The following is a 22,340-nucleotide window of genomic DNA, read 5'->3' as shown; positions in this document are numbered from 1 at the left end:
TTCAGGAGTTTCGACATGAGCAACACCGCAGATTCTTCGGGGCCGGCCGCCAACGGCGCCGCCGCGCCTGCGCCGGAGGCTTTCGAGCATGCGCACACACCGCGCACCACCTCGCAGCTGCTGGTCGGCATAGCGGTCTTGGTGATCGCCGGCCTGCTGTCCTGGGGGGCATTGCACATCCCCTCGCAGGCGGGCTACAGCGGCGTGGGGCCGGATTTTCTGCCCTGGCTGTCAGCCAGCGTGCTGGGCCTGTGCGGCATCTGGCTGTGCTGGGAGGCGCTGACCGGCGGCTATCACCACCTCGACGCGCCCGATGGCGCCCAGCATGGTGACTGGGGTGCGCTCACCTGGGTGTGCGCAGGGCTGCTGAGCAGCGCGGCGCTGATCACCACCTTGGGCTTCATCCTCAGCTGCAGCCTGTGCTATGTGCTGGCCACGCAAGGCCTGCGCCGCGCCACCGGCCAAACGCAGGCGGGCTCGTTCAAGACCATGGGCAAGGACCTGGTGACGGGTCTGCTGATTTCTGCGCCCGTGTTCTGGGCCTTTACCCAATTCCTGGCAATCAACCTGCCTGGACTGACCGAGACAGGGTGGCTGTGATGGAAATTTTCAATGCACTGATTCAAGGCTTCATGACGGCGGCCACGCCGGTGAACCTGCTCTGGGCGCTGGTGGGCTGCGCCCTGGGCACGGCCGTGGGTGTGCTGCCGGGCATTGGCCCTGCCGTGGCGGTGGCCATGCTGCTGCCGATCACCGCCAAGGTCGAGGTGACCGCCTCGATGATCTTCTTTGCCGGTATCTACTACGGCGCCATGTATGGCGGCTCGACCACCTCGATCCTGCTCAACACCCCGGGTGAGACGGCGAGCATGGTGACGGCGATGGAGGGCAACAAGATGGCCAAGAGCGGGCGCGCTGGTGCGGCGCTGGCGACCTCGGCCATCGGCTCCTTTGTGGCCGGCACGATTGCGACCGTGGTCGTGACCCTGTTTGCGCCCACCGTGGCCGAGTTTGCCGTGCGCCTGGGCCCGCCCGAGTACTTCATGCTGATGGTGCTGGCCTTCACCACCGTGAGCGCGGTGCTGGGCAAGAGCAGCCTGCGCGGCTTGACCGCCTTGTTCCTGGGCCTGGCCATCGGCTGCATCGGCATGGACCAGATCACCGGCGCAGCGCGCTACACCATGGGCAAGCCCGAGCTGCTCGACGGCATCGACATCGTGCTGGTGGCCGTCGGCCTGTTCGCCGTGGCCGAGGTGCTGTACTTTGCGCTCTACGAAGCCAAGACCCGCGATACGCAAAACACCATGGGCCGTGTGCACATGACGCGCCGCGACTGGAAGCGCTCGGTGCCCGCCTGGATCCGTGGCACGGTCATCGGTACGCCCTTTGGCTGCATCCCTGCGGGCGGCACCGAGATCCCGACCTTTCTGAGCTATGCGGCCGAGAAAAAGCTGGCCAAGGGCGATGACAAGGCCGAGTTCGGCACGAGTGGCGCCATCGAAGGCGTGGCCGGCCCAGAAGCCGCCAACAACGCCACGGTGACGGCGGCACTGATTCCGCTGCTGACCCTGGGCATTCCGACCAGCAACACCACGGCTGTGCTGCTGGGCGCATTCCAGAACTATGGCATCAACCCCGGCCCCCAGCTCTTTACCAGCTCGGCGGCGCTGGTGTGGGCGCTGATTGCCTCGCTCTACATCGGCAATGTGATGCTGCTGGTGCTGAACCTGCCGATGGTGGGCATGTGGGTCAAGCTGCTGAAGATCCCCAAGCCGCAACTCTATGCCGGTATCCTGATTTTCGCCACCGTCGGCGCCTATGGCATGCGCCAGAGCACCTTTGACCTGTTCCTGCTCTTGGGCATTGGCGTGCTGGGTGTGGTGATGCGGCGCTTTGACTTCCCCACCGCACCGGTGGTCGTCGGCATGATCCTGGGCCCGTTGGCCGAGGCGCAGATGCGCAACGCCGTCGCCATTGGCGAGGGCAGTTGGACCATCTTCCTGCAGCGCCCCATGTCGCTGACCCTGATCATCATCGTGCTGGCGGTGCTGATTGTCCCCCGGGTTCTGAAGTGGATGGGCAACAAAAAGGCGCTGCAGGCCGCAGCGGCTTGATGCCCAGACCTGGCAAAGCATCCTTCTCTTGGCACCCTGCGGGGTGCCTTTTTTATGGTGTTCGCGGCGCTAGCGTTCTAAAGCTGCAACACTGTATTGCCCATTTGCGGGCTAGGCAGCCGCCTGCCCATGGCCTAGTATCGACAGATCAAAAACTGGCGCTGCCCCGGCAGCGATGAATGGCTTGTTTCCATGGATCTGATTGTCGCCCTGGTGCGCGAATACGGTATTGGTATCGTCTTTCTCAATGTGCTGATCGAGCAATTGGGCGCGCCCATCCCTGCCTATCCGGTGCTGATGGTGACCGGCGCCATCCATGGCCATTCGCTGGCGCAGCAGCTGCTGCTGATTGCGGTGGCCGTGCTGGCGGCGCTGATCGCCGATGGCGTCTGGTATGCCATGGGGCGGCGCTATGGCCGGCGCGTGCTCGCCAGGGTGTGCAAGGTCTCGCTCTCGCCCGATTCCTGCGTGCAGAACACCGAATCGCTCTACGGCCGCTGGGGCGCCAAGTCGCTGCTGATTGCCAAGTTTGTGCCCGGCTTTGCGTCGATTGCCAGTGCGCTGGCAGGGGCCGTGGGCACGACGCCCGCCCGTTTTGTGCTGTTCGATGGCCTGGGCGCGCTGCTGTGGGTGGGCTCGGCGGTGCTGCTGGGGGGGCTGTTCAGCTCCACGGTCGAGGACCTGCTGGCGGTGCTCGCGCAACTGGGCCAGTGGGGCTTGCTGCTGCTGGGGCTGGCGTTTGCCATTTTCATCGCGCGCCGCTGGTGGAGCCGGCGCCAGGTGATCCGCTCGCTGCGCATGGAGCGGCTCACGGTCGATGAACTCAATGACCTGCTGGGCGGCAGCGATCTGCCCGTCATTCTCGATGTGCGTGCCGGCACGGCGTTCGAGGCATCGCATATCCCCGGCGCGCATTCCTACGACCCGCATGCCAAGGGCGCGCGGCTGCCAGCCATTGATCCCGAGGCCTCGGTGATCATCTACTGCGCTTGCCCCAATGAGGTATCGGCTGCCCGCATTGCCCAGCTGCTGCGCCGCGCCGGCATCCAGCGGGTGCGGCCGCTGCTGGGCGGCATCGATGCCTGGATCGATGCGGGCTACCAGGTGCATGGCAGCAGCGCTGCGCCCGCTTGATCAGCAGCGATTTATAGGCAGAGGAAGGCCAGCGCCGCAATGGCGGTGGGCAACAAGGCGCCCAGCAACAGGCCACCAATGCTGATGGTCGCGTTGCTGAAACCGTGCTTGAGCAGCGCCACACCGGCAGGGTTGGGCGCATTGGCAATCACCGTCAGGCCCCCGCCGGCGACGGCACCGGCCATCAGCATGTACTTGGCCGCATCGCTCATGCCTTCGATCTGCGAGCCCAGGTAGGTGAGGGCGGCGTTGTCGGTGATGGCGGTCAGCCCCAGTGCACCAAAGAACAGCGCGAGCGGCGCCATGCTGGCCACCAGCGGCTGCAGCCACCAGCTTTGCAGGCCGCCCAGCACCACCAGGCCCGCCAGGAAAAAGCCCACCAGCAGCGCTTCCTTGAGGATCAGCGGGCTCTGGTACCGGGCATAGGCATGGGTGTAGCCGAGAAACAGCAGAAATACGCCGAGGAACAGCACCGGGTGGTGGGCCAGCACGACCACCGCTGCCAGCAAGGCCGCATGCACGGCCACCACACCCAGCGGCATGGTCGCTTGCGCATCCTCGCTTTGCGGTGCTGTCGCCAGATGGCCGCGCATGCACCAGGTGGCGATGCTGGCGTTGACCAGCACGGCAATCACCGCTTTCCAGCCAAACTGGCTCAGCATAAAGGCGCTGTCCCAGCCCCAGGTAGCGGCCACCATCAGCACCGGCGGCGCCGCATAAGAGGTGAGCGTGCCGCCAATCGAGATATTGACGAAGAGCACGCCCAGCGCCAGGTACTTGAGGCGGGTGGGCATGCGCGGGGTGAAGACCAGCGGCGCCAGGGTCAGTGCGGCAATGGTCATCGCGGCCGGCTCGGTGATCAGCGAGCCCATCAGCGGCACGGCAGCCAGGCCCAGCCAGGCCAGGCTCAGGGCCGTCGGCAGCGGCGTGGCGCTGGCCACAGCCGCCAGCGTGCGCTGCACCGTCATCACGATGGGGCGGGACGCGGCCATGACCATGACAACAAAGACGAAGAGGGGCTCGGTGTAGTTGCGCGACTCGGCGTAGTCCACCGCCTGGGCCGGCCCGCTGGCCAAGGCCATGACGCCTATCAGCACCATGGCCCAGAAGCCAAAGACAATCTCGACCTCGCCCAGCAGATGGAAAACGCCGGCATGGCGCGGGTAGCGGTGCGACAGGCGCTCGAACTGCTTGGCAAGAAAGGTATGGGCCAGCGCGATGGCAAAAATGCCAGCCGCCAGGTGCTCAATGGCAAACATGGTGTGCTCCGGTGCGAAGCATGCAGCCGTTTGCAGGCCGTTGGGCGCGCACGGGGGTGTCAGCGCCCCGCAGGCTAAACGGTGCAGGCAACAGGGTTCCAGCGAGGCGGCCCGACCTTCGCTCACAACCTGCCGCTACACCCTATGTGACGACACCCAAGCCTTCCATTTTACAAAAAAATAATCAGTGATGGGTTTTCAATGTCTTTTTGCAGACGCTCAGCAGGCTCTCAGGCCGGCGGGTTGCGGCGCTTGCTGCGCAGCCACCAGGCCGCGATCAGTGAGAACAGCACGATGACCCCCACCAGCAGCCAAAAGCCCAGCGGATCCTGGCTGAGTGGGATACCGCCCACATTCATGCCGAACAGGCCGGCCATCATGTTCACCGGCAGGGCCAGCACGGTGATCATCGTCAAGGTGTAGAGCGAGCGGTTGGTGTCTTCGTTGATGCCGGCGGCAATCTCTTCCTGCAAGAGCTTGATGCGCTCTTCGAGCGACTGCATGTCGCGCAGGAAGACGGAAAACTCTTCGCTGGCGGCGCGCAGCGCATGCAGGTCCTCGTCCAGCATCCACTGCGGGGGCATCTGCAGCAGGCGGAACATCGCCGAGGGCTCGGGCGCGAGCAGGCGCTTTAAGCGCACCAGCAGGCGGCGCAGCGCGCCCAGCTGGCGCGGCTGCATGCGCGTGCGCCCGCCCAGCATGGTGTCCTCGATCTGGTCGACGCGGTGGGTCACATCGCGCACGATGCGCACCAGCACATCGGCTTGGGCGCGCAGCAGGCGCTCCAGCAACTGCGGGCTGGAGCCGGGCGTGTCGCCCTGGCGAATCTGCTGGCGCAGCGCATCGACCGAGCGCAGCGGATGGGCGCGGGCCGATATCACCCATTGGGGCGAGGCCTGGATCCACATCGTGTGGATGTCGCTGGACTCGAACTGAAAGTCGAAATCGATGTCGTTGATGACGGCGAGCAGCGCATCGTCCATGCGCTCGATGCGGGTCGAGGCCAGACCATCGCGCAGCGCCTCGAAGTACTGCTCATCGAGGGCCGCATACTGCTGCAGCCAGCGCAGGCAGTGGGCATGGGAGAGGTTGAAATGCAGCCAGACAAAGCCGGTGCTGCTGGGCGGTGCGGCCAGCCAGGCCTGCGCTTGCTCGGCGTTCAGCGCCGTGGCGGGGCCGTTGCCGTCAAAGGCATAGCCCCAGATCAGGCCGCTGTTGTCATGGGGGGAGACCAGCGGGGCCGTATCAGGCGCGCGCGGCAGGGGTTCAGTCAAGATAGCACTCCGGGGACGGGCGGATGCCCCGCGCCAAACCCCGTATTTTTGGCAGCTACCGTGACTGTTTCATGACAAAGCCATGACGCGCGCTGGCGTGCTCAGTCGGGCATCGAGCAGTGGCCGCCGCTGGCATGCTGGCCCGAGCCTGCGGCGATCAGCGGTGCCTCGTAGCGCAGGTCCACCGGCTGGCTGTGGACGTAATCCCAGGCGATGAAGGCGACCAGCAGCAGCCAGAAGCTGCTGCGCAAAAGTGTGGTGTTCATATGCGGCTCCTCGCGCTTAAAAACCAAAATGGCGGCGAATGCGCAGCCCGAAGATCGTGCCGGCAAAGGCCAGCGGCACCCAGATCCAGCCATGGATGCTGCCGGTGCTGATGCCAGACAGCATCGCGCCCACATTGCAGCCAAAGGCCAGGCGCGAGCTATAGCCCAGCACCAGGCCAGCGACCAGGGCCACCAGCCACTGCGTGCCGGTCAGCGCCTTGGCGGCAGCCGGCTTGCCCGCCGCAATCCACAGCGCACCGGCCAGAATGCCGATGTTGGTGATGCTGGTGATGTCCAGCAGTACGGTCTCGTGCAGGCGCTGGGCATTGCCCGGCTGGATCCAGAACCAGTTGCCTGCCAGGTCCACCATGCCGGTGCCGTTCGCTACCTTGGCGGCCCAGAGGCCAAAGCCATAAACGACGCCCCAGGGCTGGCCGGCAATCACCAGGTTCAGGGTCGCGAAGATGGCCAGGCCAATGGCGCCCATCACCCACTTACGCTGCCACAGGCCAGGCATGCTGCGCTGCTGCGCGGCATGGGCCTTGGCGCAATAGGCCTGGACCGCAAAGCCGATCACGGCCAGCGCCGCCAAGGTGGCAAGCAGCGCAGGCAGCCAGCCCCAGGTGCTGACCAGGCCGACTGCCGGCATGCGGCCCAGGTCCAGCCACCAGCCCAGGTGCAGCGACCCTAAAAAGCTGCCAATCGCAAACATCGGCAGGATGGCCGTGTTCATCGGGATGCCCATGCCCGCCTTGTACAAGGTGCCGCTGCCGCAGCCATCAGCAATCTGCATGCACAGGCCAAAGACAAAGGCCCCCACCAGCAGGCTGATGCTGGGTGGGCCCAGCGCGGCCGTCAGCTCCGGGTAGTGGCCCAGCAGTGGCATGGCCATGGCAGCGGCCAGTGCCAGCAGCAGCAGCTGGCCAAACATGCCGCGCGGGTCCTTGTCCTCGACCAGCATGCGCCAGCCGGTGGTAAAGCCAAAGCGCTGGCCGGCCAGGATGGCACCCAGGCCGATACCGACCAGGAACAGCGCCGCCTGGCGCAGCGATACCGACCACAGCAGCCAGCCGAAAAAGGCCGCCATCAGGATCGACAGGGGAAGTCGTTTCATCACGATCACCGTTGAGAGTCAATACAACAAAAAGCTGCCAGCGCTTCTGCAGAAGTGCTGGCAGCCAAAGAACCGGGTCCGGCTTATTTGAACTTGCGCTGCCACCATTGCTTGGCGTCATAGGCCAGCGATTCGGCGCGGCCGGGCTGGTTCTCCATCGCCGGGGCATCGGGCTGCTGGGTCCAGTCCACCATCGAGCCAGCATACAGCTTGACATTGGGCAGGCTGGCCATCTCGCTCAGGCCAAACCAGTCGGTGGCGGCCCAGTGGCCGGTATTGCAGAAAGCAACGGTGTCCTGGCCGTCCTTGCGGCTGACCTTCTGCGCAATCTGCCGTGCGGTGGCCGGGTCGACAAACTGGGCCGTGCCTTTGACAAACCACTGGTTGAAATCGAGCTGCTGCGCGCCGGGCAGGGTGCCCGAGAGCTTGGCCGCTGGCGCGCGGGTCTTGCCTTGGTAGAAGGCATCGGGGCGGGAATCGACCAGCGCAGCATTGCTCAGGTCGACATGGGAGCGCACCTGGTCGCGTGTGGCGATCAGGCTCTCGTCCAGCACGGGCTGGTAGCTGCTGGCCTGCACCTGGGGCGCCTCGGTGCTGATGGGCTTGCCCTCGGCCACCCAGGTCTTCATGCCGCCGTTGACGATGGACAGATCCTTGAGACCCAGCACCTTCAGGCTCCAGTAGACACGCGCCATCGCGCCAAAATCGGTGGCATCGGCGCCGGTCGATACCACGACGGCATGCGTGGCCGGGGTCAGGCCCAGCGACTGCACCAAGGCCGTGAGCTTGGGCAGATCGGGCAGCTCACCGGGGTTGGTGGCCGGGCCGCGCCACTTGCCATAGGGCGCATTGAGCGCGCCGGGAATATGGCCTTCGGCATAAAGCTTGGGCTCGCGGATATCGATAACGACGGGCGCGGCCGCGCTTTGCTGGGCGCTGGCCAGCTCGGCCGGGCTCAAAAGGGGCTGGGCGGCATGGGCTGCCGTGAGGCAACTGCTGGCAAACAGGGCGCTGGCCACAGCCAGCTGGCGAAAGGTTGTCATGGCAATAGCGTGTAGAGGCAAATCAATGGGCTCTATTGTCCCGCGATTGCAGTCCGCAAGCACGCTATGCGCGGATTGAATATATCGCGGTAAGGTTATATGCCCCCAGGGAATATGGAGTGCCGAGAGAGGATTTCTATACCCAGAGCCCGGCGCGAAAGCCGCGCGCTGCGTAATAGGACTGCACGCCATTGTGGTACGTGAACACGCGCCCATAGCGCCGGTCGCCAAACAGCGCGCCGCCCAGGCGGCGCATCTCGTCGGGCGTGGCCAGCCAGCTGGAGGTCTTGCCGTCAAAAGCGCCCAGGGTCTGCAGATGGCGGTACTGCGCCTCGTTCAGCAGCTGCACACCCATCGCGTCGGCCATGCCCTGCGCACTGCCTGCGGGCTTGTTTTCCTTGCGCGCGGCCAGCGCCTCTTCGTCAAAGCAGAGGCTGCGGCGCCCCGTGGGGCTTTCAGCGGCACAATCGGCAAACAGCAGCTGGCCGCTGGCGCCATCCTGCAAGATCACATCGGGCTCGCCGCCGGTGGCCTCCATCTGGGCCAGCGCTTGGTGGGCGGCCGTGTTCTTGTCCAGGCGCTTTAGCACCAGCGCCCAGTCCAGCTCGGGGTGGCGCGGCATATGGGCCTCAAAGCGCGCTTGCAGCACGGCGATCAATGCCTGCAGTTCGGTCTTGTTCATGGCTGTCAAATCCTTGTCAAGCGGCTGCCACTTTTGCGCACTTCTACAATCGGCGCAAGCTTTTTTTAAGGATTACCAGCGGCGGCACCCTGCCGCCGCTCTGCATTATGGATATTGTTGTCAACGAAGAACTCAAGGCCTACATCGACCCACTGACCCCGGACGAGCATGCCTCGTTGGAGCGCAGCATCCTGGCCGAAGGCTGCCGCGATGCGCTGGTGCTCTGGGGCAATGTGCTGGTCGACGGCCACAACCGCTACGGCATCTGCCAAAAGCATGGCCTGCCTTTCAACACGGTACAGAACACCCAGTTCCAGTCGATGCAGGATGTCTACCTGTGGATGATCGACCAGCACCTGGGGCGCCGCAGTGTTTCTGATTTTCAGCGTGGCGTGCTGGCGCTGCGCAAGCGCGAGATTCTGGAGCACCGCAAGCTGGAGAAGGCCCACCCGGTGCCTGCGCAGCCCGCCGAAGGCGAGGCGCCAGCGCTCAGCAATGCCGATGAGGCTTTCTCGCCGGTCGATGCGGCCGAGCTGGAAAAGGTAGCGACGCGCGAGGCGATTGCCAAGGCGGCCCGCTTGTCGAGCAGCCAGGTCGCGCAGATCGAGAAAATCCAGAAAAGCGCCGCACCTGCGCTGGTCGAGGCCTTGAAGGCCGGCGATATCTCCATCAATGCAGCCGCTGTGGTGGCCACCTTGCCGCATGAAGCGCAGCAGGCCGCTGCCCAGGGCGGCAAGGATGGCTTGAAGCAGGTGGTCAAACAGGTGCGCGAGTCCAAGCGCAAGCCCAAGGAAGAGGCCCCCGAAGCCGAAGAACCCGCCAGCGCCCCCTCGGCCGCGCATGGCGCCGAGGCGGTGGATGCTGCGCTGGACAAGGCCCAGCAGCAGATCAGCGACCTGCGCGCCCGGGTGCAGGCGCTGGAGCTGGAAAACGCCCAGCTGCGCCTGCAGCTGGCGGCAGCCTCGTCGCAGGATCTGCCCGTTCCCGACGAAGCCTGAACGGCTTAGCCGTCAATCCAGCGGCGGGCGCTTGGCGGCTTTGGGCAGCAGCCGCTGGCGGGAGCGCTGGGCGCGGGGCCGCGCCGCATCGGCACGCTGGCAGGCCAGGCGGTACTGCAGCAGGCTGGCCTCGGCCGCCTGCACCACCGCAATAGGCAGGCGCTGCGCCTCAGGCATGGGGTGCAGGGCGCCCGTAGCGGGCAGGTTGCACTGGTCCATCAGCAGCGCCAGGCCCTGGCCCACATGCTCGGCCGTGTAGACATGGAACTGCCCGGCCTCCACCGCCTGCACCACGCGCTCGGCCAGCATCAGATGGCGCTGGTTGCGCGCCGGGATCAGCACGCCATGGCTGCCATCCAGGCCTTGCGCGGCGCAGAGGTCAAACCAGCCTTCGATCTTTTCATTGAGGCCGCCCACCGGCAGCACCTCGCCGTGCTGGTTGAGCGCGCCGGTGACGGCAATGCTCTGGCGCAGCGGCAGGCCCGATAGCGATGACAGCAGCGCATAGAGCTCGGCGCAGCTGGCCGAGTCGCCTTCGACACCGCTGTATTCCTGCTCGAACACCACCGAGGCATTGAGCGCCAGCGGCGCCAGGTGGCCAAACAAGGCCGTCAGATAGCCCTGCAAAATCAGCACGCCCTTGTCATGAATGGGGCCGGACATGGCGACCTCGCGCTCGATGTTCATCACCCCTTCCTGGCCGGCATGGGTGCGCGCGCTGATGCGCACCGGCAGGCCAAAACGGTGGTCACCGGTGTCGATCTGCGACATGCCATTGATCTGGCCGACCTGGCTGCCGACAAAGGAGATCAGATGCTCGCCGTCGGTGATCGCGGCATGCAGGTCCTGCTCCATCGCGTTGTGGCGCAGGCGCTGGGCAGCCAACGCGGCCTCCACATCGGCGGCCTGTACCAGGCGCTCCTGGCCTGGTTGCTGGCCGGATTGCCGGGCGCGCTGAGCGCTTTCCAGCAGCAAGGCTTCGAGCTGGTTCAAGCGGCCGCTTTGGCGCTGCTGGTCATCGGCCTCACGGTGGGATTGCTCCAGCAGCCGGGCGACTGCGCCGGCGTCGCAGTGCGGCATCTGGTAGAGCTTGCAGCGCTGCGCCATCAGTGCGGCGGTGGCGCGGTAAGTAGCGGTCGAAGCCTGGAACTGGTCGGCAAAATCGACCTTGACGCGAAAGCGCCGGGCCATGTCCGGGTCGCTCTCCTGCAGCTGGTAATAGGCCTCTTCGGAGCCGACCAGCACCAGCTTGAAGTTCAGCGCCAAGAGCTCGGGCAGCATCGCGCCGCTGCTGCTGGGGCCTTGGGCGGCATGGGCATCTTCAATGCGCAGCTGGCGCGTGCGCAGCACCCGGCGCAGCGCCTGCCAACTGTCTTCGTCGCCCAGCAGATCGCGCAGGTGCAGCATCAAAAAGCCGCCATCGGCGCGCAGCACGCTGCCCGCGCGGATGCAGGAGAAATCGCTGCGGCGCTCGTCGTCTTCCGGCGGGTCGATGGTGCCAAACAGGTTGCGCAGGCTGGGCTGGTCTTCCAGCACCACGGGGGCATGGGCCTCGCCATGGTGGTCCACGATCAGGTTGAGCTGGCTGAGCGCGCGCAGCGCCTTGCGCTTGGCCTCCAGCAGGGCGCGGGCATCGTCGCGTGCGTCCTGGCTTTCGCCTTCGCCCTCGATGCTGTCGGTCTGGTCGAGCAGCGCATCGGCATCCTGCGCAATGCTGCCCGGCACCCACAGCGCCATGTTCTTGAGCCACTCGGCCTGCATCTGCGACAGCCAGCGCTGCAAGGTGGCCCCATGCTCGGCGCTGGGCGTCAGGCCTTCGAGCACCTGCGCCGATGCGGCCTGCCACAGCGGCGTGGCCAACGATTGGTAGAACAGATTGAGCGCCGCATCGCGCGCCATCTGCGCTTGCCGCACCAGGCCACGGAACTGCGCCAGCTGCACGCGCAGTTGGTATTCCAGGTCTTCGGCAGGTGCCGTGGCACTGGGGGCCTCTGCGCCATCCTCGCCTTCTTGCTCTGCGCCTTCGCCAGGCGACAGCAGCAGGGCCGGGTCGGCGTCGGTGTCGGTGTCGGCTGGGGGCTGAGAGTCGCTTTGCAGCGCTGGCGGCAGCTGATCGGTGTCAGCGGCAGACGGCTGCTGCAGCCGCTCTGCGGCAGTCAACGCGGCAGGCGCATCGGCAGCGGGCTGTCCGGCGTCCGGGCATCCGGCGTCCGGGCCCCCGGCATCGCCTTGGCCGGCGGCGCCGCTGTCCTGGCTCTCGACCACCAGCTGACCCTCTTCACGGCGAATGCGCAGGCCGGCGCTCTGGGCCCAGTCGTGCAGCGTGCCAAAGGCGGCCTCTTCGGCCTGGCGGGCCTGGTTGTAGAGCTGCTCGATCTGGCTGCGGTGCTGCGCCTGCTGCACCGCCTTGTCGAGCTGCTCGGGCAGCTTGTCCACCATGGCCTCGATGCGGCGGCGCAGGCTGCGGCCCTGGCCAGCGGGCAGGCGCAGCGCCTGGGGGCGCTCGGGCACGGCGAAGTTGTGCACAAAGGCGATATCTTGCGCAGCGGGGCGGCGCTGTGCCTCGGCATGCATGGCCTGGCGCAGCAGCGAGGTGCGGCCGCTGCCTTCTTCGCCCAGCACAAACAGGTGGTAGTCGGGCGGGTCCATCGCCAGGCCAAACTCGGCTGCTGCCTGGGCGCGCTGCTGGCCGATCCAGGAGAAGGGCTCCTGCACCAGTTCGGCCGTGCTGGCAAAGCCCAGCTGGGCCGGGTCAATGCGCAGGCGCAGCTCGTGGGCCTGCAGCAGCTCGGCGCAGAGCAAGGAGGCGGCAGATCGGGAAGGGGTCAATGGCGTGTCGGACAAGGGAATCTTTTTTTGGAGGGCCGCAGGCGCGCGGGGCGGCAGGGGCCTTGTGGTGGGTCAATGGGGGTGTCTGGGCAAGGCGCAGTGCAGGGTTACAGCGCCAGCCGCATGATGTGCTGCGGCCCATAGCCGCCGCCCAGGTACAGCTCGCCGGTGTCTGCAAAACCGCACTGGCGGTACAGCGGGATGGCGGCGGCGTTCTTGCAGTTCACCGTCAGGAACACGGCCGTGGCGGCCATGCCTTGCGCCTGCAGGTAGGCGGGCAGCGCCTGCAGGCTGCGCTTGGCCAGGCCCATGCCCTGAAAGCGCTGGTCGACAAAGAAGCTGCGCAGGCCCAGGCTGTCCGCCGAGGCAAAGGGATAGTGCTGCGCGTAGTCCTGGTCGATCAGGAAAAAGCCGGCGATCTGCTCGCCATGGCCGATCAGGTGGGCGCTGAGCCCCGGGTGGAGCTCGGCCAGCGTCTGGGCCATTGGCGCGACATAGGGCTGCTGCGCCTCGTGCAGGGACAGGGCCAGCACGCGCTCGCGCTGCTCGGGCCGGTAAGGGGTGAGGAGGATCATAGGGTACGGTCTCGGGCAGCGTGGGGCGGGCTTTGTGCGGCTGGGCTCAGCGCGGCTGGGGCGGCGGGGCGCTGGTGTCCCAGCCTTGCAGGTGCTGCAGGGCCAGCTCGCGCAGCGCCTGGATCCAGCGGGGCTGGTCGTTCAAACAGGCAATGTAGTCGAACTGCTGGCCGCCTGCATGGACAAAGGCTTCGCGCACCTCCTGGTTGATCTCTTCGAGCGTCTCCAGGCAATCGGCGGGAAAGCCCGGGCACATCACCTGCACATGGCGCAGGCCTTGCTGGGCCAGCGCGATCAGGCTGGGCTCGGTATAGGGCTCCAGCCATTTGGCCTTGCCAAAGCGCGACTGGAAGGTGAGCAGGTACTCGCTCTCGGCCAGGCCCAGCTCGGCGGCCAGCAGGCGGGCTGTCTCCTGCGATTGCTGCTGGTAGGGATCGCCCAGGCGCACATTGCGCTCGGGGATGCCATGGAAGCTCATCACCAGCTTGGGCGCGCGGCCGTCGATCTGCCACTGCTTGCGCACGCTCTGGGCCAGCGCCTGGATATAGCCCGGGTCGCGCTGGTAGCTGCGCACAAAGCGGATCTCGGGGATGTCGCGCGCGCTGGCGCACCAGGCGTTGACGGCATCGACCACGCTGGCCGTGGTGGTGGCCGAGTACTGCGGATAGAGCGGCAGCACCAGCACACGGCGCACGCCCTCGGCCTTGAAGGCGTTGAGCTGGCTGGCGATCGAGGGGTTGCCGTAGCGCATGGCTGGCCGCACCAGCACCTGGTGGCCTGCTTCGCCCAAGGTGCCGCGCAGCAGCTTGGCCTGCTTGTCGGTCCAGACGGCCAGCGGCGAGCCCTCGGGCATCCAGACGCTGCGGTACTTGGCAGCCGACTTGGCCGGCCGGGTGCGCAAAATGACGCCATGCAGTATCGGCTTCCAGACCAGCGGCGGGATCTCGACGACGCGCTGGTCGCTCAGAAACTCGGCCAGGTAGCGGCGCGTGGCCGCTGTGGTGGGCGCATCCGGTGTGCCCAGGTTGCACAGCAGGATGCCGGTTCGGTCAGGGAGGGGTTGGCCAAGAGGCTCGGGTCGAAAGCGTGAAACCATGGCTGGGATTGTCGCAGCTTGGCAGCGGGCCACCGTGCATACCCCTGGGCGCAGCGGGCCCGCGCGCACTTGTCGGGCAGCGGACGGCTGCGCGGCGCCGGGCGGCCGCGATCCGCTATGCTGGGCGCCATGCTCGATCTCTCCCGAATCCGTGCCATCAGCCTTGACCTGGATGACACCCTCTGGCCCGTGCTGCCCACCTTGAAGGCGGCCGAGGCCGCACAGCACGCATTTTTGCTGGACCATGCCCCTGCCACGGCGGCGCTGCTGCAGGACCCGGCCGAGGCCCAGCGCATCCGCCAGTCGGTGCGCGATGACTTTGTGCACCTGGCGCATGACATGACGCATTTCCGCCAGCAGTTCATCCGCCGTGCGCTGCAGCAAAGCGGTGGCGATGAAGCGCTGGTCGAGGCGGTTTTTGCCCAGTTCTTTGCCGCCCGCAACCGGGTGACCTGGTTTGCCGAGGTCGAGGATGCGCTGGCCTGGCTGTCCTCGCGCTACCCGCTGGTCGCCGTCTCCAACGGCAATGCCCAGCTGGACCTGGTGGGCCTGTCGCCCTGGTTTGTGGCCAGCACCAGTGCGCGCGAGGTCGGGGTGGCCAAGCCCGATCCGCGCATTTTTGCCGCTGCTGCCGAGCGCGCCGGCATCGATCTGCCCGCTTTCTTGCATGTGGGCGACGACGCCGAGCTGGATGTGCAGGGCGCGCTGGCCTGCGGCATGCAGGCCGCCTGGGTGCAGCGCCAGGAGCTGGACCACCACCAGCGCAGCGAAGCAGGCCTGGCCTTGCGCTGGCCCTTGAGCAGCCCCCCGCCCCAGGCGCTGGTGCGCAATCTCAGCGAGCTCTGTGGTCTGCTGGGACGGCCCGCTGCCTGATCGCTGGGTAGCGCCAGCGCGGTGATTGCTGCATCCACTGCAGCTATCTACTGTATGGCGCACTATTTATCTGTAGCCATGCAGTCTCTAAGCTGGCGCCATCGACAAAACCGCAAGGAGTGATGCATGGCGCAAGTGATTCGTTTGGCAGCAGCCGGTGGCCCGGAATGCATGCAGCTGCAGCAGCTGGAGCTGGCCGCACCCGGCCCGGGGGAGGTCCTGCTCGCGCAGGAGGCGGTGGGCGTGAACCCGCTTGATGTGCTGCAGCGCAAGGGCCTGGCGCCCATCCCGCTGCCATCGGGCCTGGGGCTGGAAGGCGCGGGCACCGTGCTGGCGCTGGGCGCTGGGGTGAGCCAGCTGGCGGTGGGCGACCGGGTGGCCTATGCCACGGGGCCCTTGGGTGCCTATGCCAGCGAGCGCCTCTACCCGGCCGAGCGCCTGGTCAAGCTGCCCGATAGCATCAGCGCCGAGCAGGCCGCTGCCGTGCTGTTCAAAGGCATTACCGCGCAGTACCTGCTGACGAGCACCTATGCGGTCGGCCCGGGCACCGTTGTGCTGCTCTATGGCGCATCGGGCGGTGTGGGCCAGCTGATGGCCTCCTGGGCCAAGCACCTGGGCGCCACCGTCATCGGCGTGGTCTCCAAAGCGCAAAGCCAGGCACGCGCGCTGGCCGCCGGTTGCGACCAGGCACTGGTGTTCGATCCCCAGACCCTGGCCGCGCAGCTGCGCGAGGCCACCGGCGGCCGCATGGCCGATGTGGTCTATGACGGCCTGGGCAAGCTGTCCTTTGCCGCATCGCTGGACTGCCTGCGTCCCCGGGGCCTGATGGTGTCCTTTGGCGCCACGACCGGCGCGCCGCCCGCCGTGGACATGGCCACGCTCAACGCCAAGGGCTCGCTCTATATCACCCGCCCCTCACTAGCCGCGCACACTGCCACGGCGGCCGAGTACCAGCAGCGCGCCGCTGCCGTGCTGCAGGCGGTAGCGCAGGGCATCCTCCAACCGGCCATTGGGCGCCGCTATGCGCTCGCCGACGTGGCTGCCGCCCATGCTGATCTGGAGGCGGGGCAGACGCAGGGGGCGGTGGTGCTGCTGCCTTGAAGTAGACCTGTTGCACAGCGTCCAATCAGCAACAGCCAAGTTCCATCGAAAAGTTGTATATGGTAGATTTAAACTATCCACCATCACTTTTCGATTGGAACTTGCATGTCAGGAAAACCCGCCGCCCGCATCGATGACAAGGTCAAATACGCACGCATCGTCACGGGCTCGCGCACGGTCCTGATCGGCACCCAGGGCGGGGTGGCTTGCTCGGTATGCCCAAGCGGCACAGCAGTCGGCAACCCCGTCAACCCGCAGCTAGGCGCCAAGGTTCTGTCCGGTGCTTCTGACCTCGACTTTGCGCTGCCCGGCGCCATGCCTCTGGTCTGGCAGCGCCAGTACAGCAGCTACGTCAATGCCGAGCAAGGCGGCTACTGCGGCATGCTCGGTTACGGCTGGGGCCTGCCGATGGAGCTGCGCCTCTCCATGCAGGCAAGCGCCACCTTGCTGCACGACAGCCAGGGCCGAACCATCACCTTTGATGCGCTGGCGCCGGGCGAATCGATCTACAGCGCGAGCGAAGATATCTGGCTGCTGCGCTCAGGCATGCACGCCGGTGGGCTCTCGCAGGAATTGGCCGCGATGACGGGGGCTGCAAGATTCAGTGCAGAGGCACCGCACGACACAAACGTAAACACAAACGCAAACGCAAACGCAAACGCAAAGCAGCTCCCGGGCCAAGCCCCGCTGTGGTGGCAAGGCCGCTTTGCTTGGATTGGGCGCGATATGGCTTGCAGTGATCTGCTGGTCTCTGCCTCGACAGGCAACGGCGACACCGTCTGGGTGTTTGCGCCGGCCAACTGGCAGCAGATCGAGGCAGCACGTGCGGCTAGGCAGGCGCAGCAAACTGCTGGCAAACCCCTGACCACTCACACCTCCGAGCCCGAGCCAGACCCGAACTGGGTCCTGCTGGGCAAGATAGACCGCCTGGACCGCAAGCAGCGCTACCACTGGTCAAAGGTGCTGGGCCAGGAGCGCATAACGGGCATTGACGACGGTGTAGGCCGCCACTACGAACTGCACTACACGCAGGCGATTACCGCGCAGGATGCCCAGCATTACAGGCACAAAGAGGGCGCACAAGACAGCCACTTCTTCTGGCAGGCCGACAGCGGTGTGCGCCTGACCCGCATCCGCCTCGCCCGCGACCCCGCTGTCACCGATCAAACGGAACCCATCACCCTGGTGCACTACAGCTACAGCGCCCAGGGTGACTTGCTTGAGGTGCAAGACCGCCACGGCCAGGTCACCCGTCGCTTTGCCTGGCGCAACCATTTGATGGTCTTTCACCAAGAGCGCAGCGGCCCCGAACACCACTACGCCTACGACCGTTATGAACCGGGCGGCCAGGCCATTGCCCAGCGTAACCAGGAGGGCCTGGACTACCAGTTTGCCTACCAAACCCTGCCCGAAGCGAACGGCCAGCCGCGCAGAGCCTGCGTGGTCACCGACAGCCTGGGCCGCATTGACACCTACATCTTCCAAGGCGAAGCGGGCCTGGCGCGCCTCGTAGAACACCAAAGGGCTGATGGCAGCACGGTGCAGCGCAGCTACAACCAGTTTGGCCACCTGACCAGTGTGACCGACCCGCTGGGCCGCAGAGTCAGCATGCAGGTGAGCCCCCTGGGCCAGCTCCTGTCCAGCCAGGGCCCGGGCGGGGCGCGCAGCAGCCAGCGCTTTGATGACGCCACTGGCCGGCTGCAAAGCAGCACCGATGCGGCGGGCCGCACCACCCACTACGCCTACGACCACTACGGCCGCATGACGCAGGTGACACTGCCCGATGGCAGCACCGAGCACTACCACTACCCGGCCATCACAGATGCGAGCGGCGCCCAGGCAGACCTGGCCACGCGCCTTAACGCAGACAAGCCCCATCGCATCACCGATGCCAAGGGAGGCGACAAACACCTTACCTACACCCGCACAGGGCAAACGGCCAGCTACACCGACTGCTCGGGCCACAGCACGCGCTACGCGTACAACCGCTGGGGCCAGACCCTGGCTGTTAGCAACGCTCTGGCTGAGCGGGTGCGCTACCACTACAACGCGCAAGACCAGCTGCAGGCGGTGCAGTACCCCGATGGCAGCACGGAGCACTACCAGTACGACGCACAGGGCCAGGTCGTGGAGGTCAAAGCGGGCCACCTTCAAGAACGAGGCAGACAAGCAAGCGAAAGCAATATGCCGGTAGTGCCCAGCACCACCGCAGCCGCTGTCAGCATGCAGTACGACCTCTGGGGCCGCCTGGTGCAGCGCAGCCATGCAGGTCAGCACCTGGCCTTTGCCTACGATGCCGCCGGGCGCCTCACCCAGCTCACCAACGAGAACGGCGAGCACACCAGCTTTGCCTGGGATGCGATGGACCGCCTCACCCAGGAGGCCGGGTTTGACGCCCGCGTGCAAAGCTACCAGTACGATGCAGCTGGGCAGCTCACCGAGTCCAGCGACGGCTGGGCCGCAGAGCAGGGCTTGGCATCACACACTAGCCGCTACGAGTGGACCCTCAACGGCCAGCTCGCTGCCCGCCATCTGCCTGCCAGCGACCGGACTCCTGCGGCGACCCACCGCTATGAATGGGGCAAGACTGGAGAGCTGCTGCAGGCGAGCGTCTGGCACCAAGGGGATGGCCAAGTTGGCAGCAAAGATGCACTGCAAAGCCAGGCGTTGATTGAACGCGATGCAGCAGGCCGGGTCATTGGCGAAGTGCAGCGCCTGTACAAAGCCCAAGCTACCAACCAAAGAAGCCATCCCTTTGCAGCGCCCGAGATTGAGTTCGAGCACCGCATCAGCCACAAGCTCGACGCCATGGGCAACCGCCTATCGAGCCAATTGCCCGGCCTGGGCGAAGTCGGCTACCTGCTCTACGGCCCAGGCCATGTGCACGGCATCACCTGGCAGGGCGAAGCCCTTATCGATATCGAGCGCGATGTGCTGCACCGCGAGACCAGGCGCCAGCTGCTCACCGACATCCCCCACCCAGCGCCGGGGAACAGCCGCAAGCCGCTGGCGCGCCAGCTAGGCTGGGACACCGCAGGGCGCTTGACCCACATGCAGTGGAGCGGCCTGGAGCAAGACGCAAGCCTGCCAGATATGCTGGACCAACTGCCTGGAGCCACATCCACCCATATCTACAGCGGATCCAACCCCACTCGCCCGCCGCAAACCGTGCTGGGCGCATTAACCGCCAAGCACTACCACTACGACAGCCTGGGCCAAATGGTCGGCATCCAAAGCCCCGCAGGCATAAGCCGCTTTGCCTACGATGCAGCAGGGCGCCTCACAGGCGCAGACACCCCGCATGCCGGAGCCCAGCGCTGGCAGTTTGACCCCGCAGGCAACCGCCTGCCCATCGCTGGCCCCCAGAGCAAACCCGCGCCGACAGAGGCCATCACCGGCGAGCTCAACGAAACCGACCGCCTGCGTGCCCAGCAGCGCGCCAGCGCCCAGGCCAACCCCATCACCCCAGAGCAGCTGCTGCGCCCTGACTTCAACCCCTTGCAGGCCAGCCAAGACCCAGCCAGCCACCAACCGCTACCGAGAACCCAACGCTGGGTCGGCAACCGCGTGGCCTATTACGAAAACAGCGAAGACAAAAGCAGCCAGGGCGCCAAAACCCACTACCGCTACGACAGCCGAGGCAACCGAGTCCAAAGCCTGGATGAGACCACAGGCCGCCAGATGGACCTGCACTGGGACACAGGCAACCAGCTCGTGCAGGTACATGTGCAAGAAGGCGGCAAACACCACCTGCAGCACTACCGCTACGACGCGTTTGGCAGGCGCCTGGCCAAATACAACCATCCGGCCAACGCATCAACCAGCCAAGAAAGCGGCACCGACTACTTCGGCTGGGATGGTGACCGGCTCGTACACACCGAGCGGTTCAACACCACCAATAACCAAGACAGCAACGGCGCACCACAGCCCGAAATCATCCACACCATCTATGAGCCAGGCAGCTTCACACCCCTCATCCAACTGCGACGGGCCACCAAGGCCCCGCCAGATCTGGCCGACCAGCTGCTATCCAACACCCAGCCCGGCCTGGTGCAAGACGCCTTGCGCGGCGTGCTCTCCGATATCAAAGCGATGAATGCCTCGATGCAGCACAACATCGCCATCCAGGCGATGCCCCCAGATGTGCAGCGCTTTATGTTCGAGCAGTTCCAGGAGTTGGAGCAGACGGTGACCAGCCAGCGCGAGGAAGCGGCGCAAAGCATCAAGATACGGCATTACCTGTGCGACCACCTGGGAACGCCCCATGCTTTGATCCGGGAAGACACCCGGGTGGAGTGGGAGGTGCAACTGGATGCCTGGGGCAATGTGCGGGTGGAGCATAACCCCAGCGGGCTGTACCAGCCGATCAGGCTGCCGGGGCAGCATGCGGATGGGGATACGGGGCTTTATTACAACCGGTATCGGTATTATGAGTCGGAGCTTGGAGACTACATTAATCAAGATCCAATCGGATTGGTTGGAGGGCTAAATAAAAAATCCTATGTAGAAGGTAACCCCTTAACCTATCGCGATCCGGTTGGACTTATTAGGTGGGCAGATGTAGGCGCTAACGCGGCTGGTGTAGTCGGTTCTGGCGCTGGAGTTTTTCTGGGGGCAGCATTATTTGCTTTCCCGAGTGGTGTCTCCCAAGTCGCCGGAGCTGCAGTGTTCTCTAAATCGATATACGGATTTGGAACAAGCATGTATGGGCTTACTAGAGCATTTAGTGATGATGCTTCTTACGATATGCCAAGTAAATATCAAACTCTGCCAAGAGTAGTGGCTACGTCGATCAGTTGCAGCCCAAATGCAGAGCGCTACGCAGATGCAGCTGAGCTTGCACTCGACTTGGCAGCTGGGAGGCTGCCCGCAGGCTTCAAAAACAACCCTAGTGGCTACTTAAGAAACTCGGTGGGGTATCCGCAAATAGATAGTAGTAATTTCACGTCGCCTGCAACTTATTCGGCTATTTCATCCCCGGAATTGAATACATTCTCGAACTTACTTCAAGTATCTCAGTCATTTCTATATATCAAAGATGCAGTAAATGCGAATTCAAATTAAAATTCTCCTGATTGTTTTTTATTTAATAATGAGTTTTAATATCTGTATTAATATTCTAGATTTAAAAGATAAATCTATAGCGATTTTTTTCTTTGTCGCGCTGCAATTGTCCATGGTATATGAGCATGGATACAAAGTTTTTATGAAAAATCAAAGCAGCAAGATTTTATTTCTAATAATATATATTATTCCATTAATGGTGACTTTGTACATTTCTATATTAGCCTATGTTTGAATAAAATAGGGTGGCTCACGCTCCGGGTAAGTGCGTGCATATTTTGAAGTAGCATAAAACTTAGGGGTGGCTAATGAAACTATATGCAATAATAGGTGATTTGGCATTTTGTTTATTTATTTGCGCTAATGTCATTGAATCTCGAGGGGAACTCATTGGAATTATTTTTTAATCATTCTGCAGATGTGTATGATATATGAGCATGGCTATAAAATATTCTTCAAAGATGGATATAGGAAGATATTTTACATAAGTTATCTTTTACCTTTCTTGCTGACGGTGTTTGTTGTTTTTACATATTTTAATAAAGCTTCATAAATTAGTTCGTTTTTCGTGCTTCCTCATGTGAAACTATATATGAATCTAAATAAAAGGATTGTATATTCGTGGCGATTTCAGACTTAGTGGTGAGCTTGGGAAGCTGAAAGATGAGAATTCTTCCGATGGTGATTTATTTGCTTTCATCTATGTATATTTTCTGAAGTATTTATAATTGTCAATATCAGTAATCCTAAATGCTTTTTAGATTGTCTTGTTATTTTACTTGCCATATAATCATGGATATAATATTTATTATATAAACGGGATGAAAATAGTGTTTTTAATAAATTACATCATTTCTTCTATTTTAGTTTTTTATATATTTTTTAGAAGTGAACTGTAGCGATGCGTCTAAAATGATT

General features: G+C 63.9%; 16 protein-coding genes. 7 read left to right on the top strand and 9 right to left on the bottom strand.

Annotated elements, in window-relative coordinates:
- The first annotated feature begins 15 nt into the window (after nt 1-15).
- From WH303_RS13285 to WH303_RS13275, 3 genes are all read left to right on the top strand, one after another.
- Nucleotides 16-600, top strand: a complete 585-nt coding sequence (locus WH303_RS13285; RefSeq protein ID WP_021026981.1) for a tripartite tricarboxylate transporter TctB family protein — start codon at nt 16-18, stop codon at nt 598-600.
- Complete coding sequence (locus tag WH303_RS13280; protein ID WP_339519053.1) at nt 600-2,114, top strand: tripartite tricarboxylate transporter permease; 1,515 nt, start codon at nt 600-602, stop codon at nt 2,112-2,114. The genes WH303_RS13285 and WH303_RS13280 overlap by 1 nt, the downstream gene beginning before the upstream one ends.
- Before the next feature lie 192 nt (nt 2,115-2,306).
- The gene (locus WH303_RS13275; RefSeq protein WP_339519051.1) at nt 2,307-3,248 is read left to right on the top strand and encodes a DedA family protein/thiosulfate sulfurtransferase GlpE; all 942 of its coding nucleotides are present in this window, start codon (nt 2,307-2,309) and stop codon (nt 3,246-3,248) included.
- Nucleotides 3,249-3,259: 11 nt separating this feature from the next.
- On the opposite strand, the gene WH303_RS13270 is transcribed toward WH303_RS13275, so the two are convergent.
- The 6 genes from WH303_RS13270 to WH303_RS13245 all read right to left on the bottom strand — a co-directional run bounded on the left by WH303_RS13270 (nt 3,260) and on the right by WH303_RS13245 (nt 8,886).
- On the bottom strand, nt 3,260-4,507 hold the full coding sequence (locus tag WH303_RS13270) for a putative Na+/H+ antiporter (RefSeq protein ID WP_021026984.1): 1,248 nt from the start codon (nt 4,505-4,507) through the stop codon (nt 3,260-3,262).
- A 230-nt stretch (nt 4,508-4,737) separates the two neighbouring features.
- Nucleotides 4,738-5,781 carry a transporter gene (locus WH303_RS13265; protein WP_021026985.1) on the bottom strand — a complete coding sequence of 348 codons (1,044 nt, stop codon included), beginning with the start codon at nt 5,779-5,781 and terminating at the stop codon, nt 4,738-4,740.
- A gap of 101 nt (nt 5,782-5,882) precedes the next feature.
- On the bottom strand, nt 5,883-6,047 hold the full coding sequence (locus WH303_RS13260; protein WP_021026986.1) for a hypothetical protein: 165 nt from the start codon (nt 6,045-6,047) through the stop codon (nt 5,883-5,885).
- A 16-nt stretch (nt 6,048-6,063) separates the two neighbouring features.
- Nucleotides 6,064-7,161 (bottom strand): YeeE/YedE thiosulfate transporter family protein, encoded by a 1,098-nt coding sequence (locus tag WH303_RS13255; RefSeq protein ID WP_339519048.1) that lies wholly within the window; start codon nt 7,159-7,161, stop codon nt 6,064-6,066.
- An 83-nt stretch (nt 7,162-7,244) separates the two neighbouring features.
- Nucleotides 7,245-8,204: a sulfurtransferase gene (locus WH303_RS13250; RefSeq protein WP_339519046.1), complete on the bottom strand. Its 960-nt coding sequence runs from the start codon at nt 8,202-8,204 to the stop codon at nt 7,245-7,247.
- 136 nt (nt 8,205-8,340) lie between these two features.
- Nucleotides 8,341-8,886 (bottom strand): DUF4256 domain-containing protein, encoded by a 546-nt coding sequence (locus tag WH303_RS13245; RefSeq protein ID WP_339519044.1) that lies wholly within the window; start codon nt 8,884-8,886, stop codon nt 8,341-8,343.
- Nucleotides 8,887-8,993: 107 nt separating this feature from the next.
- Between WH303_RS13245 and WH303_RS13240 the strand changes: the two genes are divergently transcribed.
- Entirely contained in the window at nt 8,994-9,884 is an 891-nt protein-coding gene (locus WH303_RS13240) for a plasmid replication/partition related protein (protein ID WP_339519042.1), read from the top strand.
- Nucleotides 9,885-9,896: 12 nt separating this feature from the next.
- Here the strand turns inward: WH303_RS13240 and WH303_RS13235 are convergent, their stop codons facing one another.
- From WH303_RS13235 to hemH, 3 genes are all read right to left on the bottom strand, one after another.
- A complete protein-coding gene (locus WH303_RS13235) occupies nt 9,897-12,728 on the bottom strand; it encodes an AAA family ATPase (RefSeq protein ID WP_339519040.1) in 2,832 nt (943 codons plus the stop codon).
- A 92-nt stretch (nt 12,729-12,820) separates the two neighbouring features.
- Complete coding sequence (locus tag WH303_RS13230) at nt 12,821-13,288, bottom strand: GNAT family N-acetyltransferase (RefSeq protein WP_339519038.1); 468 nt, start codon at nt 13,286-13,288, stop codon at nt 12,821-12,823.
- A gap of 46 nt (nt 13,289-13,334) precedes the next feature.
- Nucleotides 13,335-14,384 (bottom strand): ferrochelatase, encoded by a 1,050-nt coding sequence (gene hemH / locus WH303_RS13225; RefSeq protein ID WP_339519036.1) that lies wholly within the window; start codon nt 14,382-14,384, stop codon nt 13,335-13,337.
- A gap of 129 nt (nt 14,385-14,513) precedes the next feature.
- Between hemH and WH303_RS13220 the strand changes: the two genes are divergently transcribed.
- The 3 genes from WH303_RS13220 (at nt 14,514) to WH303_RS13210 (ending at nt 21,422) form a co-directional block, all read left to right on the top strand.
- Nucleotides 14,514-15,257, top strand: a complete 744-nt coding sequence (locus tag WH303_RS13220; protein WP_027011011.1) for an HAD-IA family hydrolase — start codon at nt 14,514-14,516, stop codon at nt 15,255-15,257.
- A 126-nt stretch (nt 15,258-15,383) separates the two neighbouring features.
- The gene (locus WH303_RS13215) at nt 15,384-16,358 is read left to right on the top strand and encodes a quinone oxidoreductase family protein (protein ID WP_339519034.1); all 975 of its coding nucleotides are present in this window, start codon (nt 15,384-15,386) and stop codon (nt 16,356-16,358) included.
- A 105-nt stretch (nt 16,359-16,463) separates the two neighbouring features.
- Complete coding sequence (locus tag WH303_RS13210; protein ID WP_339519033.1) at nt 16,464-21,422, top strand: RHS repeat-associated core domain-containing protein; 4,959 nt, start codon at nt 16,464-16,466, stop codon at nt 21,420-21,422.
- The last annotated feature ends 918 nt before the right edge of the window (nt 21,423-22,340 follow it).

Origin of the sequence: Comamonas sp. MYb69, assembly GCF_037479315.1 — a bacterium.
GTDB lineage: Bacteria > Pseudomonadota > Gammaproteobacteria > Burkholderiales > Burkholderiaceae_C > Comamonas.
The sequence above is the reverse complement of the archived record's forward strand: the minus strand, read 5'-3'. Positions and strand labels throughout refer to the sequence as shown.

What these genes read in the sequence shown, in the direction of transcription:
- WH303_RS13285 (WP_021026981.1), top strand. Translation starts at nt 16, where the DNA reads ATGAGCAACACCGCAGATTCTTCGGGGCCGGCCGCCAACGGCGCCGCC.
- WH303_RS13280 (WP_339519053.1), top strand. Translation starts at nt 600, where the DNA reads ATGGAAATTTTCAATGCACTGATTCAAGGCTTCATGACGGCGGCCACG.
- WH303_RS13275 (WP_339519051.1), top strand. Translation starts at nt 2,307, where the DNA reads ATGGATCTGATTGTCGCCCTGGTGCGCGAATACGGTATTGGTATCGTC.
- WH303_RS13270 (WP_021026984.1), bottom strand. Translation starts at nt 4,507, where the DNA reads ATGTTTGCCATTGAGCACCTGGCGGCTGGCATTTTTGCCATCGCGCTG.
- WH303_RS13260 (WP_021026986.1), bottom strand. Translation starts at nt 6,047, where the DNA reads ATGAACACCACACTTTTGCGCAGCAGCTTCTGGCTGCTGCTGGTCGCC.
- WH303_RS13255 (WP_339519048.1), bottom strand. Translation starts at nt 7,161, where the DNA reads ATGAAACGACTTCCCCTGTCGATCCTGATGGCGGCCTTTTTCGGCTGG.
- WH303_RS13250 (WP_339519046.1), bottom strand. Translation starts at nt 8,204, where the DNA reads ATGACAACCTTTCGCCAGCTGGCTGTGGCCAGCGCCCTGTTTGCCAGC.
- WH303_RS13245 (WP_339519044.1), bottom strand. Translation starts at nt 8,886, where the DNA reads ATGAACAAGACCGAACTGCAGGCATTGATCGCCGTGCTGCAAGCGCGC.
- WH303_RS13240 (WP_339519042.1), top strand. Translation starts at nt 8,994, where the DNA reads ATGGATATTGTTGTCAACGAAGAACTCAAGGCCTACATCGACCCACTG.
- WH303_RS13230 (WP_339519038.1), bottom strand. Translation starts at nt 13,288, where the DNA reads ATGATCCTCCTCACCCCTTACCGGCCCGAGCAGCGCGAGCGCGTGCTG.
- hemH (WP_339519036.1), bottom strand. Translation starts at nt 14,384, where the DNA reads ATGGTTTCACGCTTTCGACCCGAGCCTCTTGGCCAACCCCTCCCTGAC.
- WH303_RS13220 (WP_027011011.1), top strand. Translation starts at nt 14,514, where the DNA reads ATGCTCGATCTCTCCCGAATCCGTGCCATCAGCCTTGACCTGGATGAC.
- WH303_RS13215 (WP_339519034.1), top strand. Translation starts at nt 15,384, where the DNA reads ATGGCGCAAGTGATTCGTTTGGCAGCAGCCGGTGGCCCGGAATGCATG.
- WH303_RS13210 (WP_339519033.1), top strand. Translation starts at nt 16,464, where the DNA reads ATGTCAGGAAAACCCGCCGCCCGCATCGATGACAAGGTCAAATACGCA.